At 72.0% G+C, this 15,988-nt stretch carries 15 protein-coding genes; 12 read left to right on the top strand and 3 right to left on the bottom strand.

All coding sequences use genetic code 11. The features are described 5' to 3' along the window. Positions 1 to 60 precede the first annotated feature (60 nt). Positions 61 to 927 carry an undecaprenyl-diphosphate phosphatase gene (locus AC4F3Q_RS07535; RefSeq protein ID WP_491039418.1) on the top strand — a complete coding sequence of 289 codons (867 nt, stop codon included), beginning with the start codon at positions 61 to 63 and terminating at the stop codon, positions 925 to 927. A 51-nt stretch (positions 928 to 978) separates the two neighbouring features. Then, positions 979 to 2,259 (top strand): cysteine--1-D-myo-inosityl 2-amino-2-deoxy-alpha-D-glucopyranoside ligase, encoded by a 1,281-nt coding sequence (gene mshC / locus AC4F3Q_RS07530; protein WP_491039417.1) that lies wholly within the window; start codon positions 979 to 981, stop codon positions 2,257 to 2,259. Between the two features lie 45 nt (positions 2,260 to 2,304). On the opposite strand, the gene AC4F3Q_RS07525 is transcribed toward mshC, so the two are convergent. Next, entirely contained in the window at positions 2,305 to 3,252 is a 948-nt protein-coding gene (locus tag AC4F3Q_RS07525; protein WP_491039416.1) for an LLM class F420-dependent oxidoreductase, read from the bottom strand. A gap of 43 nt (positions 3,253 to 3,295) precedes the next feature. After that, positions 3,296 to 4,243 carry a PAC2 family protein gene (locus AC4F3Q_RS07520; RefSeq protein WP_491039479.1) on the bottom strand — a complete coding sequence of 316 codons (948 nt, stop codon included), beginning with the start codon at positions 4,241 to 4,243 and terminating at the stop codon, positions 3,296 to 3,298. A 168-nt stretch (positions 4,244 to 4,411) separates the two neighbouring features. Here AC4F3Q_RS07520 and AC4F3Q_RS07515 point away from each other — a divergent pair, with 168 nt between their 5' ends. After that, a complete protein-coding gene (locus AC4F3Q_RS07515; protein ID WP_491039415.1) occupies positions 4,412 to 5,146 on the top strand; it encodes an HAD family hydrolase in 735 nt (244 codons plus the stop codon). A 10-nt stretch (positions 5,147 to 5,156) separates the two neighbouring features. Here AC4F3Q_RS07515 and AC4F3Q_RS07510 read toward each other — a convergent pair whose 3' ends face one another. Next, the gene (locus AC4F3Q_RS07510; protein ID WP_491039414.1) at positions 5,157 to 6,059 is read right to left on the bottom strand and encodes a RecB family exonuclease; all 903 of its coding nucleotides are present in this window, start codon (positions 6,057 to 6,059) and stop codon (positions 5,157 to 5,159) included. Between the two features lie 52 nt (positions 6,060 to 6,111). Here AC4F3Q_RS07510 and AC4F3Q_RS07505 point away from each other — a divergent pair, with 52 nt between their 5' ends. The 9 genes from AC4F3Q_RS07505 (at position 6,112) to AC4F3Q_RS07465 (ending at position 15,983) form a co-directional block, all read left to right on the top strand. After that, complete coding sequence (locus AC4F3Q_RS07505) at positions 6,112 to 7,326, top strand: site-2 protease family protein (RefSeq protein WP_491039413.1); 1,215 nt, start codon at positions 6,112 to 6,114, stop codon at positions 7,324 to 7,326. 37 nt (positions 7,327 to 7,363) lie between these two features. Then, a complete protein-coding gene (locus tag AC4F3Q_RS07500; protein ID WP_491039412.1) occupies positions 7,364 to 8,482 on the top strand; it encodes a tRNA (adenine-N1)-methyltransferase in 1,119 nt (372 codons plus the stop codon). Positions 8,483 to 8,549: 67 nt separating this feature from the next. Next, positions 8,550 to 10,208 carry a proteasome ATPase gene (arc, locus tag AC4F3Q_RS07495; RefSeq protein ID WP_491039411.1) on the top strand — a complete coding sequence of 553 codons (1,659 nt, stop codon included), beginning with the start codon at positions 8,550 to 8,552 and terminating at the stop codon, positions 10,206 to 10,208. 39 nt (positions 10,209 to 10,247) lie between these two features. Next, positions 10,248 to 11,858: a depupylase/deamidase Dop gene (gene dop / locus AC4F3Q_RS07490; protein WP_491039478.1), complete on the top strand. Its 1,611-nt coding sequence runs from the start codon at positions 10,248 to 10,250 to the stop codon at positions 11,856 to 11,858. 77 nt (positions 11,859 to 11,935) lie between these two features. Beyond that, positions 11,936 to 12,127 carry a ubiquitin-like protein Pup gene (locus AC4F3Q_RS07485; protein WP_098457008.1) on the top strand — a complete coding sequence of 64 codons (192 nt, stop codon included), beginning with the start codon at positions 11,936 to 11,938 and terminating at the stop codon, positions 12,125 to 12,127. Between the two features lie 7 nt (positions 12,128 to 12,134). Further along, positions 12,135 to 12,962 (top strand): proteasome subunit beta, encoded by an 828-nt coding sequence (prcB, locus tag AC4F3Q_RS07480; protein ID WP_491039410.1) that lies wholly within the window; start codon positions 12,135 to 12,137, stop codon positions 12,960 to 12,962. After that, a complete protein-coding gene (gene prcA / locus AC4F3Q_RS07475; protein ID WP_491039409.1) occupies positions 12,959 to 13,651 on the top strand; it encodes a proteasome subunit alpha in 693 nt (230 codons plus the stop codon). The genes prcB and prcA overlap by 4 nt, the downstream gene beginning before the upstream one ends. Further along, positions 13,648 to 15,024, top strand: coding sequence for a Pup--protein ligase (gene pafA, locus AC4F3Q_RS07470; protein ID WP_491039408.1), 1,377 nt, complete (start codon positions 13,648 to 13,650; stop codon positions 15,022 to 15,024). Before prcA ends, pafA begins: the two co-directional genes overlap by 4 nt. An 8-nt stretch (positions 15,025 to 15,032) precedes the next feature. Further along, positions 15,033 to 15,983, top strand: a complete 951-nt coding sequence (locus AC4F3Q_RS07465) for an FKBP-type peptidyl-prolyl cis-trans isomerase (RefSeq protein WP_491039407.1) — start codon at positions 15,033 to 15,035, stop codon at positions 15,981 to 15,983. Positions 15,984 to 15,988 lie beyond the last annotated feature (5 nt).

The following is a 15,988-nucleotide window of genomic DNA, read 5'->3' as shown; positions in this document are numbered from 1 at the left end:
CACGTGACGCCCTCGCGTCGCCGGGCCGCGCGCCAGCCGTGGCCCGTAGAGTGTCGGCTTGTGAATGTCTGGGAAGCGATCGTCCTCGGCCTCGTCCAGGGCCTCACCGAGTTCCTGCCCATCTCGTCGTCGGCGCACCTGCGCATCGTGGGCGAGCTGATCGGGTCCTCGGACCCGGGAGCCGCGTTCACCGCGATCACGCAGATCGGTACCGAGACCGCGGTGGTCCTGTACTTCCGCAAGGACATCGCGCGGATCTGCGCCGCGTGGTGGCGGGCGCTGACGGGCGCGCACGGCACGGGGTGGCGGGCCCGCCTCGGCGAGGGTGACGCGGACGCGCGGATGGCGTGGTGGATCGCGCTCGGCTCGGTGCCGATCGTCGTCGGCGGGCTCTTCCTCGAGGACGCGATCGACGCGACGTTCCGCAACCTCTACCTGACGGCCCTGACCCTCGCGGTCTTCGGCATCCTGCTCGGTGTTGCTGACCGCTTCGCGCGCCAGGAGCGGACGCTCGACACGATCGGCCCGCGGCACGCGATCCTGTTCGGTCTCGCGCAGGCGATGGCGCTCGTCCCGGGCGTGTCCCGGTCCGGCGGGACGATCACGATGGGGCGCCTGCTCGGCTACACGCGTGAGGCTGCGGCCCGCTACTCGTTCCTCCTGGCGATCCCGGCCGTGCTCGGGTCGGGTCTCTACAAGCTCGTCGGCTCGTTCGACGAGCTCGGGACGGCGGGCACGCCGGGCCTGCTGCCGATCCTGGTCGCGACCGTGATCGCGTTCGTCGTCGGCTACGGCGTCATCATCTGGTTCCTCAAGCTCGTCTCGACTCGCTCGTACCTGCCGTTCGTCATCTACCGGCTGGTGCTCGCCGTGGTCGTCGTGATCCTCCTCGGCGCGGGCGCCGTGACGGCGACGGGCGGCGTCTAGGCGCCTCCTGGCGGGTCCAGGGCTGCGGTGTCCTGCCGCTAGGCTGGGTCGGTGCACGCTTGGCCCAGACCGCAGATCCCTGTCCTTCCCGACGCTGACGGCGTGATGCCGTCGCTCGTCGACTCGTCGAGCGGCGAGCGCGTCCAGCCCGTCCCGGGCGACCGTGCCGGCCTCTATGTCTGCGGCATCACGCCGTACGACGCGACGCACATCGGCCACGCCGCGACCTACGTCTCGTTCGACCTGCTGGTGCGTGCGTGGCTCGACGCGGGCCGCACGGTGACGTACGTGTCGAACGTGACCGACGTCGACGACCCTCTCCTGGAGCGTGCGAACGCGACGGGGGTCGACTGGCGCGACCTCGCGCGCGAGCAGATCGCACTGTTCGCCGCCGACATGACGGCGCTCGGCGTCGTGCCCCCGGACGTGTACCTCGGCGCGGTCGAGACCATCCCGGAGGTCGCCGCCGCGGTCGAGAAGCTGGTCGCCGGGGGCGCGGCGTACCGGGTGCCGAACGAGCCGGGTGCGGGCGGCAGCCAGCCGGAGCTGGGAGACGTCTACGCCGACCTGAGCGTCGACCCGGGCTTCGGTGATGTCGCCCGGCTCGACCGCGACACCATGACCGCCCTCTTCCGCGAGCGCGGCGGTGATCCGGCGCGCGTCGGCAAGCGTGACCCGCTCGACCCGCTGCTGTGGCGGCGAGAGCGTCCGGGCGAGCCCGCGTGGGACGGTGCGAGCCTCGGCACGGGTCGTCCGGGCTGGCACGTCGAGTGCGCGGTCATCGCGCGCGAGGGCCTCGGCGGCGAGTTCCACGTGCAGGGTGGCGGCGCCGACCTGCTCTTCCCGCACCACGAGATGAGCACGTCGCACCTGCGGCTGCTCGCGGACGGCGAGCGTGCGACGTCGCACCTGCACGTCGGTCTCGTGTCCTACCAGGGCGAGAAGATGAGCAAGTCGCGCGGCAACCTCGTGCTCGTGTCGCGCCTGCTCGAGCAGGGCGTCGACCCGATGGCGATCCGGCTCGCGCTGCTCGACCACCACTACCGATCTGAGTGGGAGTGGTTCGACGCCGACCTCGCGCGCGCACAGGTGCGTCTCGCCCGGTGGCGGGAGGCCGTGTCGGGCAACGGCGGCCCCGAGGCCGCGACGACCCTCGCTGCGATGCGTGCGGCGCTGCGCGACGATCTCGACGCCCCGGCGGCCCTGCGGGCGGTCGACGCGTGGGCGGAGCGTGCGGTCACCGAGTCGAGCCGTGACGACGTCGCGGTCCACGAGGGCGCACCCGGCGTCATCGCTCGCGCGGTCAACGCGCTCCTCGGCGTCCGGATCTGACAGACGCGTGGGGCCGGGCGGGCCCGGCCCCACGCGTCTGTCGCCTCAGCCGACCTGCGGGATGATCTGCGAGGCCACGAGCTCGATGTGGTCGAGATCGTGCAGGTCGAGGACCTGGAGGTAGAGGCGCTCGACGCCCGACTCGCGCAGCGCGCCGATCGTCTCGACGGCCTCGCTCACGGTGCCGGCGACACCGTTCTGGCGCAGCTCGTCGGGCTCGCGGCCGATCGCTGCGGCACGCGCCCTGACCTGAGCGTCGTCGGTGCCGACACAGAGGACGAGTGCGGCGGAGCGGCACAGCGTCGACGCGTCACGGCCGGCGGCCTCGCATGCCGCGTTCACGACGTCGAACCGCTCACGGATCGTGTCCTTCGCAGGGAACGCCTGGTTGTACTCGGTCGCGAACCGCGCGGCGAGCGCCGGCGTCTTGGCCGGCCCACCGCCGCCGATGATGATCGGCACGCCTGCACGGTCGGCGTGCAGCGGGTCGCGCTGGACAGGCTTGGGCAGGGCGGGGGAGTCCTCGAGCGTGTAGACCTCACCCGAGTGCGAGTACGTCTCGTCGAGCGGAGTGCCCCACAGCCCGGTGAGGATCTCGAGCTGCTCGGTGAGCATCCCGAAGCGCTTGGCCGGGAACGGCAGGCCGTAGGCGGCGTGCTCGCGCGCGAACCAGCCTGCGCCGAGGCCGAGCTCGACACGACCGCCTGACATCTGGTCGACCTGCGCGACCTGGATCGCGAGGACGCCCGGGTGGCGGAACGTGGCGGACGTCACGAGCGTGCCGAGGCGGATCGTGCTCGTCTCGCGGGCGAGGCCTGCAAGCGTCGTCCATGAGTCGGTGGGGCCGGGAAGGCCAGAGCCGTCCCCCATCCGCAGGTAGTGGTCAGAGCGGAAGAAGGCGTCAAAGCCCAGGTCCTCGGCGGCGCGAGCCACCGCGAGCTGGTCGTCATAGGAGGCGCCCTGCTGGGGCTCGGTGAAGATGCGGAAATCCATGCCCCAAGCCTCGCACGAGCGGGAGAGGTCGGCTTCGGGCGTGTCAGTCGGTCGGCGGCGACGATTCCCCGGAGCTGGTCTCGGGCTCGTCGTCCTCGGAGGTTGCGGGGCCGGGGAGGGGGCCGCGGGCTGTGCCGGCGTGGCCGCCGCCGTCCTTCGCGCCAGGACGTGCGCGACGCGGGTCACCGGGCTGGTCGCCGCGCTCACGGCGCCGAAGGTACCGCTCGAACTCCCGCGCGATCGCCTCTCCGGTGGCCTCGGGCAGCTCGACGGTGTCCTTGGCCTGCTCGAGCTGCGCGACGTACTGGGCGATCTCCTCGTCCTCCTCGGCGAGCTCGTCGACGCCGTGCTCCCAGGCGCGTGCGTCGTCGAGCAGGTCACCGAGGGGGACATGCACGCCGAGAAGGTCCTCGAGCTTGACGACGAGCGCGAGCGTCGCCTTGGGTGACGGCGGGTGCGCGACGTAGTGCGGCACGGCTGCCCACAGGGACAGGGCCCGCAGGCCGCCCTCCTGGGCGGAGTGCTGGAGCACGCCCACGATCCCGGTGGGCCCTTCGTACGCGCTCTGCTCGACGTCCAGGAGCGCCTGGACCGCAGGATCCTCGGAGGTCGCCGAGACGGGGATCGGACGGGTGTGCGGCACGTCGGCGAGCAGGCCGCCGACGGTGATGACCGTGCGCACGCCCAGCGAGGTAGCGATGCCGAGCAGCTCCTTGCAGTACGTGCGCCAGCGCATCGACGGCTCGATGCCGTGCACGAGCACGAAGCGGCGCCCGTCGAGCTCGGCGACGCTGACCGTCGTCGTCGGCCAGGTCAGCACGCGGCGGCCGTCGTCGTCCGTCGCCACCACGGGCCGGTTGACCTGGAAGTCGTGGTACTCCTCGGGGTCGAGCTCGTCGACCTTCTGGGCGCCGAGGACCTCAGCGAGGTGCAGGACGGCGGAGGTCGCGGCGCTGCCCGCGTCGTTCCAGCCTTCGAACGCCGCGATCATCACGGCACCCTGGTCGGAGCCGGCCGCGTTGTCGCTGGCGGGCGAGCCCTCGATCTCGGGCAGCAGGCTTCCGAGGTCGTCGGGGAGTTCCGGGAGGATCGGTTCGTCCATCTCTCCAGCCTAGGGGTTGCGGGCGGTCAGGCTCGCGGGATGAGGCACGATGGAGGCATGCCTTCTTCTCTTCCGCAGCAGACGTCTGCCCTCGTCGACCCCGCGACGGGGCGAGCGCTGCCCGCCGCGGTCCTGTGGGACATGGACGGGACGCTGATCGACACCGAGCCGTACTGGATCGCCGCGGAGATGGCGCTCGTCGCGGAGTCCGGCGACACGTGGACCCACGAGGATGCGCTCTCGCTCGTCGGCTCCGACCTGCTGGTGGCGGCGGGTGTGCTCCAGGAACGCGGTGGTGTGCGGCTCGGGCGCGCGGAGATCGTCGAGCGTCTCGTCGGGTCGGTGAGCGACGCCATGGCCCGTGAGATGCCCTGGCGGCCAGGCGCGCGCAAGGTGCTCGAGCGGTTGCGCGTCGCGGGTGTGCCGTGCGCTCTCGTGACGATGTCCTACCAGGTGCTCGCCGCGCGGCTCGTCGCGGCGGTGCCGGAGGGGACGTTTGCCGCGGTCGTCACGGGGGACCAGGTGAGCCGCGGCAAGCCGGACCCCGAGCCGTACCGCGTCGCGGCGGAGCGGCTGGGCGTGGACGCCTCGTCGTGCGTCGCGTTCGAGGACTCGCCGCCCGGGCTCGCGTCTGCGGCCGCTTCGGGTGCCCGGGTCGTGGGCGTGCAGTCGGTCGTGCCCCTGCCGCAGCGTCCGGGGCTGAGCCGGGTGCCGACGCTCGAGCCGGTCGACCTGACGATGATCGCGGCTGTGGCGGCGGGGGACGTGCTGGACCTGCTCGCCGAGGCCTGACGAGGGGCGTTCAGGCGAGCCCGAGGTTGAGGCGGATCGCGCCCTCGGGGATCTCTGGCGCCTGGCCACCGAACGCCGGGCACAGGGAGCGGTGCGCGCACCAGTCGCACAGCCGCGACCTGCTCGGCGCGAAGTCCTCCGCCTCTGCGTCGCGCACGATCGACGACCAGACGGAGCGGATGCGCGTCTCGGCGCGCTCGAGGTCCTCGATCGACGGCACGGACCTGAGGACCTGGCCGTCGCCGAGGTACATGAGCTGGAGCATCGCCGGCACCGTCTGTCGTGTGCGCCACACGACGAGCCCGTAGAAGCGCATCTGGAACGCCGCAGACGCGCCGTACTGGGGTCGGGGCGCCTTGCCCGTCTTGTAGTCGACGATGCGCACCGCGCCGTCGGGAGCGACGTCGACCCGGTCGACGATGCCGCGCAGGCGCGGCCCGTCCTCGAGCTCGACCTCGACGAGGAGCTCACGGGCTCGCGGCTCGAGCCGGTTCGGGTCCTCGAGCGTGAAGTAGGTGTCGAGCAGGGGACCTGCCGTGCCGAGCCAGCGCTCAGCCTCGTCGGCGTCGGCGAACATCGTCGAGTACTCGGGTCGCTCGTGCAGGAGCTTCTCCCAGGCGCCGGGCACGAGCGCGTGCGCGGCCGCGGACGTCCGCTCGCCGGCGGGAGCGTCGAAGAGGTCCTCCAGGACCGCGTGCACGAGGGTTCCCCGCGCGGCGGCCTGGCTCGGCGGCTCGGGGAGCCGGTCGACCGTCCGGAACCGGAACAGGAGAGGGCACTGCACATAGTCGTTCGTACGCGACGGCGAGAGCGCCGGCGCCCGGCGGGTGCGTCCCGGCTCGTCGGCGGCCGCCGCGGCGCCCAGGCCGACGGCGGGATCGACAGGGGTGGCAGCCAGGATCTGTTCGGTCACCCGTCCAGGGTAGGCGGCGGGACCGACACGGCCGTCGCCCTAGGCTGTCCCTGTGGACCATGCTGACGCACGCACGCCCGCCCAGGGCCGGAGGTGGCGCGCGGGGCGCCGGCACCCTCAGGGGGTCGTCGTCGCGAACATCTCGGGAGCTCCGGTCGTCGTGGCCCCGAGCTGGGTCGTCGGTGCGGTCGTCGTCGCGTTCCTGTACGCGCCCACCGCGCGCAGGAGCCTCGCGCTCCTGCCGAGCCTCGCCTCGGACGCGGGGTCGCTCTCGAGGCTCGTGATCGTCGTCTGCGCGGCGATGGTCGTCGTCCTCTTCGGCTCGGTCCTGCTCCACGAGCTCGCCCACGCCTGGACCGCGCGACGCAGCGGGCACCGCGTCGACGCGGTGGTGCTTTCCGTGTGGGGAGGCCACACCACGTTCGAGGCGCGCGACTCGACGCCCCGCAGCCACCTCCTCGTCGCCGCCTCGGGGCCGGTGACGAACCTCGTCCTGGCCGGTGCGCTCTGGCTCGGGTACCTCGCGCTCGACGGGCCCGTCTCGGGTGTCCCGCACCTGGTGACGCTGCTCCTGCTGTACTCGGGCGCGTGGGCGAACCTCCTCGTCGGGGCGTTCAACCTGCTGCCCTCCCTGCCGCTCGACGGCGGCATGATCCTCGAGGCCGCCGTGTGGTGGGTGACCGGGCGCCGTCATGCAGGCACGCGCGTCGCCGCGTTCCTGGGGCGTGCGCTCGCGATCGGCGTGGTCCTCCAGCTCGTCGTGCGCCCGCTGCTCTCGGATCGCGACGGCCTCGACCCGATGCTCGCCATCCTCGCGGTCATCATCGCCATGACGCTGTGGCGTGGAGCCGACGCGGGTGTCGCGTCGGCCCGCCGTGCCGACCGGGTGACGCGTCTGCGTGCGTCCGACTTCGTGCGGTCTGCGGTCGCCACGTCCGTCTCGGCGACGGTCGCGTCCGCGATCGAGCTGCTCGAGCGGACGGACACCGACGGCGTCGTGCTCGTCGACCCAGCGGGGCGCGCGGTCGCGCACGCGACGGCGGAGGAGCTGCGCGCCGTGCCGGCGGGTCTCCGCGACCTCCAGGCGTCGTCCGCCGCGACGACGCTCGCACCTGCCCCGACGATCGACGTCACGCTCGAGGGCGCCGACCTGTTCGCCGCCGTGCGAGCCGCGAGCGTCGCTCCCGTCATGGTCGCGACGCGAGACCGCGTCGTCGTCGGCACCGTCCGCGTGCCCGACGTGGTCGCCGCGCTCGAGCGCCGCTGAGACCGGGCGGGCGAGCCGGGCCGCGCACGACCTAGACTTGCCCCTCGTGACCCAGAGCCAGCCCGCTGCGCCGAGCAGCCCCACGCCCGCCACCGACGCGTCGACCGACGCCGCCACGCGAGCCGACGCGCCGCCCGCCGTCGAGGCGCTCGTGCGACCGACGTCCGAGGGCGGCCGCCCCGAGGCGACAGGTGCCGCGGTGCGCCGCGGCCCGTTCCGCGCCGGCGAGCGCGTCCAGCTCACGGACCCCAAGGGCAAGCTGCACACGATCGCGCTCCAGGAGAACGCGACCTTCCACACGCACCGCGGCTACTTCCGCCACGACGACATCATCGGCCAGCCTGAGGGCTGCGTCGTGCGGACCACCTCGGGGATCGAGTACCTCGCGCTGCGCCCGCTGCTGAGCGACTACACGCTCTCCATGCCGCGCGGCGCCGCCGTCGTGTACCCGAAGGATGCGGGCCAGATCGTCGCGATGGCAGACATCTTCCCGGGGGCTCGCGTGATCGAGGCAGGCGTCGGCTCGGGTGCGCTCACGCTGTCCCTCCTGCGTGCTGTCGGTGACTCCGGCTCCGTCCACTCGATCGAGCGGCGCGAGGACTTCGCCGCGATCGCGCGCGGCAACGTCGAGGCGTTCTTCGGCCGCCCGCACCCGGCGTGGTCGCTGAGCCGTGGCGACCTCGCGGACGTGCTGCCGCTCGTGGCGGAGCCCGGCACGGTCGACCGCATCGTGCTCGACATGCTCGCGCCCTGGGAGAACCTCGACGTGACGGCGGCCGCGCTCGCGCCCGGCGGTGTCCTCGTCTGCTACGTCGCGACGACGACCCAGCTCTCGCGCCTCGCCGAGGACCTGCGGGACCACGGCGGCTTCGCCGAGCCTGAGGCGTGGGAGACGATGGTGCGCAGCTGGCACCTCGAAGGTCTCGCCGTCCGCCCGAACCACCGCATGGTCGGTCACACCGGCTTCCTCCTGACGGCGCGTCGCATGGCCGACGGCGTCGAGGCGCCTGTGCGGCGTCGTCGCCCGTCGAAGGGCAACTACCCGACGACGAGCGAGGAGTGGACGCCGGAGGACCTCGGCGAGCGCACCGTCTCGGACAAGAAGGTGCGTCGTGTCCGCCGGGATGTGGGACAGGCCGCGAACCCCGAGGCGTAGGCGCGTAGGGTCGAGGTGACGAAGGTCGAGCGCGGCCGTCCGGCCGCGCCGTGACGAGGAGGCGACCATGAGCCACGACACGAGCCACGGACCGTCGGACCCGCACGGCGCGAACGCCGACGACCCGCGTCTGACGATGCTCGCCGCGCGCAACGAGCGTCTCGTCGAGGCGCTCACGGCCGCACGCAACCAGATCGTCACGCTGCGTGACCAGCTCGACGACCTCGCGCGTCCGCCGGGCGGCTACGCGACGTTCCTGGCGGCGCGCGACGACTCGACGGTCGACGTCCTGTACTCGGGCCGCAAGATGCACCTCGCGGTCAGCCCGGCTGTCGCCGTGGCGACGCTGCGGCCCGGCCAGGAGCTGCGCCTCAACGAGGCGATGGTCGTGATCGAGGCGGGGGGCTACGAGCCTGTCGGGGAGACCGTCACGGTCAAGGAGCAGCTCGACGAGCAGCGCGTGCTCGTCGTCGGGCGCTCCGACGACGAGCGGGTCGTGCGGCTCGCTGGTTCGCTCGACGGAGCCCACGTGCGCGTCGGCGACCTGCTCGTCGCGGACTCGCGCAGCGGCTTCGTCTTCGAGGTCGTCCCGCGCAGCGAGGTGTCCGAGCTCGTGCTCGAGGAGGTCCCCGACATCGCGTACGAGGACATCGGTGGGCTCGGCCCGCAGATCGAGCAGATCCGTGACGCGATCGAGCTGCCGTTCGACCATGCGGACCTGTTCCGGGAGCACGGGCTGCGACCGCCGAAGGGCGTGCTGCTTTACGGCCCGCCCGGGTGCGGCAAGACGCTCATCGCGAAGGCGGTCGCGAGCTCGCTCGCCCGCATGGTCGCGGCCCGCGACGGCTCGAACAGGGAGATGCGCAGCTTCTTCCTCAACATCAAGGGCCCCGAGCTGCTCAACAAGTATGTCGGTGAGACCGAGCGGCACATCCGCTCGATCTTCGCGCGCGCCCGGGAGAAGGCGTCGGACGGGACGCCGGTCGTCGTGTTCTTCGACGAGATGGAGTCCCTGTTCCGCACGCGCGGCACGGGTCTGTCGTCCGACGTCGAGACGACGATCGTGCCGCAGCTCCTCGCGGAGATCGACGGCGTCGAGCGACTCGACAACGTCATCGTCATCGGCGCGTCGAACCGCGAGGACATGATCGACCCCGCGATCCTGCGGCCCGGCCGCCTCGACGTGAAGATCAAGATCGAGCGGCCCGACGCCGAGGGCGCGCGCGAGATCTTCGCGAAGTACCTGACGCCCGACCTACCTGTGCACGCCGACGACCTCGCCGAGCACGGCGGTGCCGCTGCCGCCGCTGTCGAGGCGATGATCCAGCGCACGGTCGAGCGCATGTACTCCGAGGACGACTCGAACCGCTTCCTCGAGGTCACGTACGCGAGCGGTGACAAGGAGGTGCTGTTCTTCAAGGACTTCGCCTCGGGCGCGATGATCCAGAACATCGTCGACCGTGCGAAGAAGCACGCGATCAAGGACCTGCTGTCCACGGGCGCGCGCGGCCTGCGCGTCGACCACCTGCTGCGGGCGTGCTCCGAGGAGTTCAAGGAGAACGAGGACCTGCCCAACACCACCAACCCGGACGACTGGGCGCGCATCTCCGGCAAGAAGGGCGAGCGCATCGTCTTCATCCGGACGATCGTCCAGGACGCCAAGCAGGGCGGCAGCGCGTCGAGCCGCACGATCGACACCGTCGGCTCGACGGGCCAGTACCTGTAGCGACGCGGCTAGGCTGGCGCCGTGACTGTGCGGCGTGTGATGGGCATCGAGACCGAGTACGGCGTCGTGACGCCGGGCAACCCGAGGGCGAACGCGATGCTCATGTCGTCGCAGGTCGTCAACGCCTACCGGGCGCTGTCGGCGCAGCGCAGGCCGGCCCGGTGGGACTACGGCGACGAGGACCCGCTCTCGGACGCGCGCGGCTACCGCCTCAACCGTGCCGCCGCGCACCCGTCCCTGCTCACGGACGACCCGTCGCGGCCGGCGCCGAGCGGCCCGTCGTACCCGGACGCGGACGCGGGTGACGCGGCCGTGCAGTCGGTCCAGCAGGTCGAGCGTCCGGTCGTCCCGGAGTACGACGACCCGAGCGCGGCGAACGTGATCCTCACGAACGGTGCTCGGCTCTACGTCGACCACGCGCACCCCGAGTACTCGTCGCCCGAGGTCATGTCGCCCCGTGACGCCGTCGTGTGGGACGTGGCCGGCGAGCGGGTCGTGCGCGCTGCGGCGCGCGAGCTCGCGCAGGTCGGCATCGACGTCGTGCTCTACAAGAACAACGTCGACGGCAAGGGCGCGAGCTACGGCACTCACGAGAACTACCTCGTCGACCGCGCCGTGCCGTTCTCGACGATCACGGACCTGCTCACGAGCTTCCTCGTGACGCGCCAGGTGTTCTGCGGCTCGGGCCGCGTCGGGCTCGGGCCGACGGGACAGGAGGCAGGCTTCCAGCTCTCCCAGCGCGCGGACTACATGGAGGCGGAGGTGGGGCTGGAGACGACCCTGCGTCGCCCGATCGTCAACACGCGTGACGAGCCGCACGCCGACCGCGCCCGCTGGCGCCGCCTGCACCTGATCATCGGTGACGCGAACCTGCTCGAGACGGCGACGTACCTCAAGCTCGGGACGACGAGCCTCGTGCTGTTCGTCCTGGAGAACCTCGACCGGGTGCCCGGCGCTGCGGCGCGGCTCGACGCGCTGCGGCTCGCCGACCCGGTGCCCGACGTCGCGACCGTGAGCAGGGACCTGACCCTCACCGTCCCGCTCCTGCTCGCCTCGGGCGAGCGTCGCACGGCACTCGAGATCCAGACGGAGCTGCTCGCGGTCGCCCGTGACGCGTGCGGCGCGCTCGGCTCGAGCGACGCCGAGACGCTCGACGTCCTCGACCGCTGGGAGGACGTGCTCGCGCGGCTGCGCCGCTCGACGTCGGAGTGCGCACGCGACGTCGAGTGGGTCGCGAAGCTGCGCCTCCTCGAGCGCATGCGCGAGCGTGAGGGCCTCGCGTGGGACCACCCGCGGCTCGCGGCTCTCGACCTGCAGTGGAGCGACGTGCGGCCCGAGCGTGGCGTCTATCAGCGCCTCCTCGCGGCGGGTGCGGTCGACCGGGTGGCCGACGACGCCTCGGTCGAGCGCGCGGTCGTGCACGCTCCGCTCGACACGCGTGCGTACTTCCGCGGGGGCGTCATGGAGCACTTCGCGGACGCGGTGAACGCGGCGAGCTGGGACGCGGTCGTCCTCGACGTGCCGGGAGCCGCAGCGCTCCAGCGCGTGTCGATGCTGGACCCGCACCGCGGCACCGCGGAGCACGTCGGTCCGCTGTTCGCCGCGCACGCCCACGACGTCGCAGGATTTCTCGCGGCGCTGACGTCCTGACCGCGGCGCGGGCACGCCTCACCGTCGCGTCCCCGATGGGGTTAGATGGAGTGAAGCACCTGCACGAAGGAGGAGTCATGGCCGGTCAGGAACGTGTCAACCAGTCCCACGACGACGCAGCCCCGGAGAACGAGCCGGCCCCGCCCGCAGCGCCCGCGGCGCAGTCGCGCGACGCGGAGGTCGACGCCCTCCTCGACGAGATCGACGACGTCCTCGAGACGAACGCCGAGTCCTTCGTCCGCGGCTTCGTCCAGAAGGGCGGCGAGTGATCTGCCGATGAGCGCTGACGCACCAGGAGGGCTGCCCGCGTCCTTCATGCGACCGGGTTCGTCGTCGTTCGTCGACTTCCTCGCCGACCACGCCCCGCACCTGCTTCCTGGCGCGCGCCCGGGCGGCGTCCCGCAGGACGTCGGCGTGCCGCACGCGACGACGATCGTCGCGCTGCGCTTCGACGGCGGGGTCGTCATGGCGGGGGACCGCCGTGCCACCGCGGGCTCGCACATCGCGAGCCGCGACATCGAGAAGGTCTTCCCCGCAGACGAGCTGTCTGCTGTCGGCATCGCCGGGACGGCAGGTCTCGCCGTCGAGCTCGTCCGGCTGTTCCAGCTCGAGCTCGAGCACTACGAGAAGATCGAGGGCACGCTCTTGTCGCTCGACGGCAAGGCGAACCGGCTCGCGACCATGATCCGCGGCAACCTGGGTCTCGCGATGCAGGGACTCGTCGTCGTCCCGCTCTTCGCGGGCTACGACGCTGACCGTGGGGTGGGCCGGATCTTCTCGTACGACGTGACGGGCGGGCGCTACGAGGAGCAGGACTTCCACGCCGTCGGCTCGGGCGCGATGTTCGCGCGCGGATCGCTCAAGAAGGAGTGGCGTCGCGGCCTCGGCCGCGACGCGGCCGTCCGCGCTGCCGTCGGGGCGCTCTTCGACGCGGCGGACGACGACTCGGCGACCGGCGGTCCTGACTCGCTGCGCGACATCTGGCCGGTCGTCGCGGTCGTCACCGCGGGCGGCTACGAGCGCGTCGTCGACACGGAGCTCGAGGCGGCGACCTCCGCGATCGTCGCGGACCGCCGCTCCCGACGGACGGAGGTGCAGCCATGACGATGCCGTTCTACGTGTCGCCCGAGCAGCTCATGAAGGACCGGGCGGACTTCGCGCGCAAGGGCATCGCTCGCGGCCGCAGCGTCGTCGTCCTCGGGTACGACGACGGGATCGCGTTCGCGACGGAGAACCCTTCGCGTGCGCTGCACAAGATCTCGGAGATCTACGACCGCATCGCGTTCGCCGCGGTCGGCAAGTACAACGAGTTCGAGAACCTGCGCGTCGCAGGCGTGCGCTACGCGGACCTGCGCGGCTACTCGTACGACCGTGGCGACGTGCAGGCGCGTGGGCTCGCGAACGCCTACGCGCAGACGCTCGGCACGGTCTTCACGACCGAGTCGAAGCCGCTCGAGGTCGAGATCGTCGTCGCCGAGGTGGGGGACTCGCCCGCGACCGACCAGATCTACCGGTTGTCCTACGACGGTTCGGTGACCGACGAGCACGACCACGTCGTCATGGGTGGTGACGCCGAGGAGCTCGCCGAGGCCGTCGCCGCGGCGTGGCGTCCAGCGATGACGCTCGCCGAGGTGACGCGTCTCGCCGCGTCCGTCCTCGCCAAGGGCGACGACCGCGACCAGGTCGCCGCGACGCAGCTCGAGGTCGCCGTGCTCGACCGGCGGCGACCGCGCCGCGCGTTCCGTCGCGTGCTGGCCGCCGAGCTCGCCGCGCTCATCGAGGGGGACGCATGACGACCGACGTCACCAGCACCCGCCGGATCTTCGGCCTCGAGACCGAGTACGGGGTCACGTGCGCGACGACGGGCGACGACCGGCTGACGGCCGACGAGGTCGCCCGGCACCTCTTCCGCAAGGTCGTGGCGTGGGGACGTTCGTCGAACGTGTTCCTGACGAACGGATCTCGCCTCTACCTCGACGTCGGGTCGCACCCCGAGTACGCGACCGCGGAGTGCGACGACCTGCGCCAGCTCGTGACGTACGACCGCGGCGGCGAGCGCATCCTCGAAGGGCTCGTGGAGGACGCCCAGCAGCGGCTGACCGAGGAGGGTGGCTCCGGGACGATCCATCTCTTCAAGAACAACACCGACTCGGCCGGCAACTCCTACGGGTGCCACGAGAACTACCTCGTGCGTCGCAAGGGCGACTTCGCGAAGCTCTCGGACCTGCTCGTGCCGTTCCTCATCACGCGGCAGGTGCTCACGGGTGCCGGGAAGATCCACCAGACCCCGCAGGGCGCGCGGTTCTGCTTGTCCCAGCGTGCCGAGCACATCTGGGAAGCGGTCTCGAGCGCGACGACCAGGTCGCGCCCGATCATCAACACGCGCGACGAGCCGCACGCCGACGCCGAGCTGTTCCGGCGGTTGCACGTGATCGTCGGTGACTCGTCGATGTCCGAGACGACGACGATGCTCAAGGTCGGTGCGACCGACCTCGTGCTGCGCCTGATCGAGTCGGGGGCCCGCCTGCGGGACCTCGCCCTGGACAACCCGATCCGGTCGATCCGCGAGATCAGCGCCGACGTGTCCGGCCGCGCCCCGGTCGAGCTGGCGAGCGGTCGCGTCGTCACGGCGATCGACCTGCAGGAGGAGTACCTCGAGAAGGTCGTCACGCACCTGGACACGCACGGGGCGTCCGAGACCGACAGGAAGGTCGTCGATCTGTGGAGCCGCGGCCTCGCCGCGCTGCAGGACGGCGATATGACGCCGGTCGAGCGTGAGCTCGACTGGGTCATCAAGCACAAGCTGATCGAGCGCTACCGGGCGAAGCACGGGCTGGGCCTCGGCGACCCGCGGGTCGCCCGGCTCGACCTCGCCTATCACGACATCTCTCGCTCCGAGGGGATCTACAACCTCCTCGCCGAGCGCGGCCTCGTCGAGCGCGTGACGACCGACGCCGAGATCCTCGAGTCGACGTCGATCCCGCCGCAGACGACGCGGGCCAAGCTGCGGGGCGACTTCGTCAAGGCCGCCCAGAGCGCGCGGCGCGATTACACCGTCGACTGGGTCCACCTCAAGCTCAACGACCAGGCGCAGCGGACCGTCCTGTGCAAGGACCCCTTCGCGAACGTCGACGAGCGCGTCGAGCGCCTCATCGAGGCGATGTGAGGAGATCTGTGACTGCTCCGCGGGCCCTGCGCCGCGTCTGCTCCGGTGTCGCCGTCGCGGCGCTCGCCGTCGCGTCCCTCGTCGCGTGCACGTCGCCCGACGAACCGGACCGGACGGTGACCGTCTCGGGGTCGTTCGGCGGTGTGCCGCAGCTCGAGTTCGCGAAGCCGCTCACCGTGACCGAGCCGTACATCGAGGTCGTCTGGGAGGGGGACGGACCGGAGGCGGTCGAGGGGTCGACGGTCCTGCTGAACCTCTTCGGCCAGGACGGCCGGGACGGCACGCAGATCGTCGACACGTACGACGAGCTGCCCCGGGTCCACGAGGTGACGGTCGACTCGCTCGGCGGCCGCCTGCACAGCGCGCTCCTGGGCCAGGAGGCCGGTGCTCGCGTGCTCGTCGTCGAGGAGGTCGACGACACCCCTGTCGTGCTGGTCGCAGACCTCATCGCGGGCCGTGCGGTCGGCGACGAGGTCGACGTACCCGAAGGTCTGCCGTCGGTCGCGCTCGACGACTCCGGAGCCCCGACCGTCACGCTCCCCGACTCGGGCCCGCCCGAGTCGCTGGTCGTGCAGCCGCTCGTGCGTGGCGTCGGCAACCAGGTCAAGGCAGGGCAGACCGTCATCGTGCAGTACACGGCGGTCGCGTGGTCGTCGGGCGAGGTCATCGACTCGTCGTGGCCGGCGGGAAGGGCTCCGTTCACGACGATCGTCGGCGACTCCCGGCCAGTCGCCGCGTGGGACGAGGGGCTCATCGAGCAGACCGTCGGCAGCCAGGTGCTCGTCGTCGCGCCGCCGGCGTGGGCATACGGCGGGACCGACTCGGCATGGGCCGAGGAGACGGTCGTGTTCGTCGTCGACATCCTCTACGCCGGTACGCTTGCGGCGCCCGAGGACACCGGGACGCAAGAGAGCGACGAGGGGACGGGCGGCGACGAGCCGCCCGCCGAGGACGAGTGAGGGAA

Source organism: Flavimobilis sp. BM9 (assembly GCF_058313055.1).
Note: the sequence above shows the minus strand (reverse complement) of the source record. Positions and strands in the feature narration are given on the sequence as shown.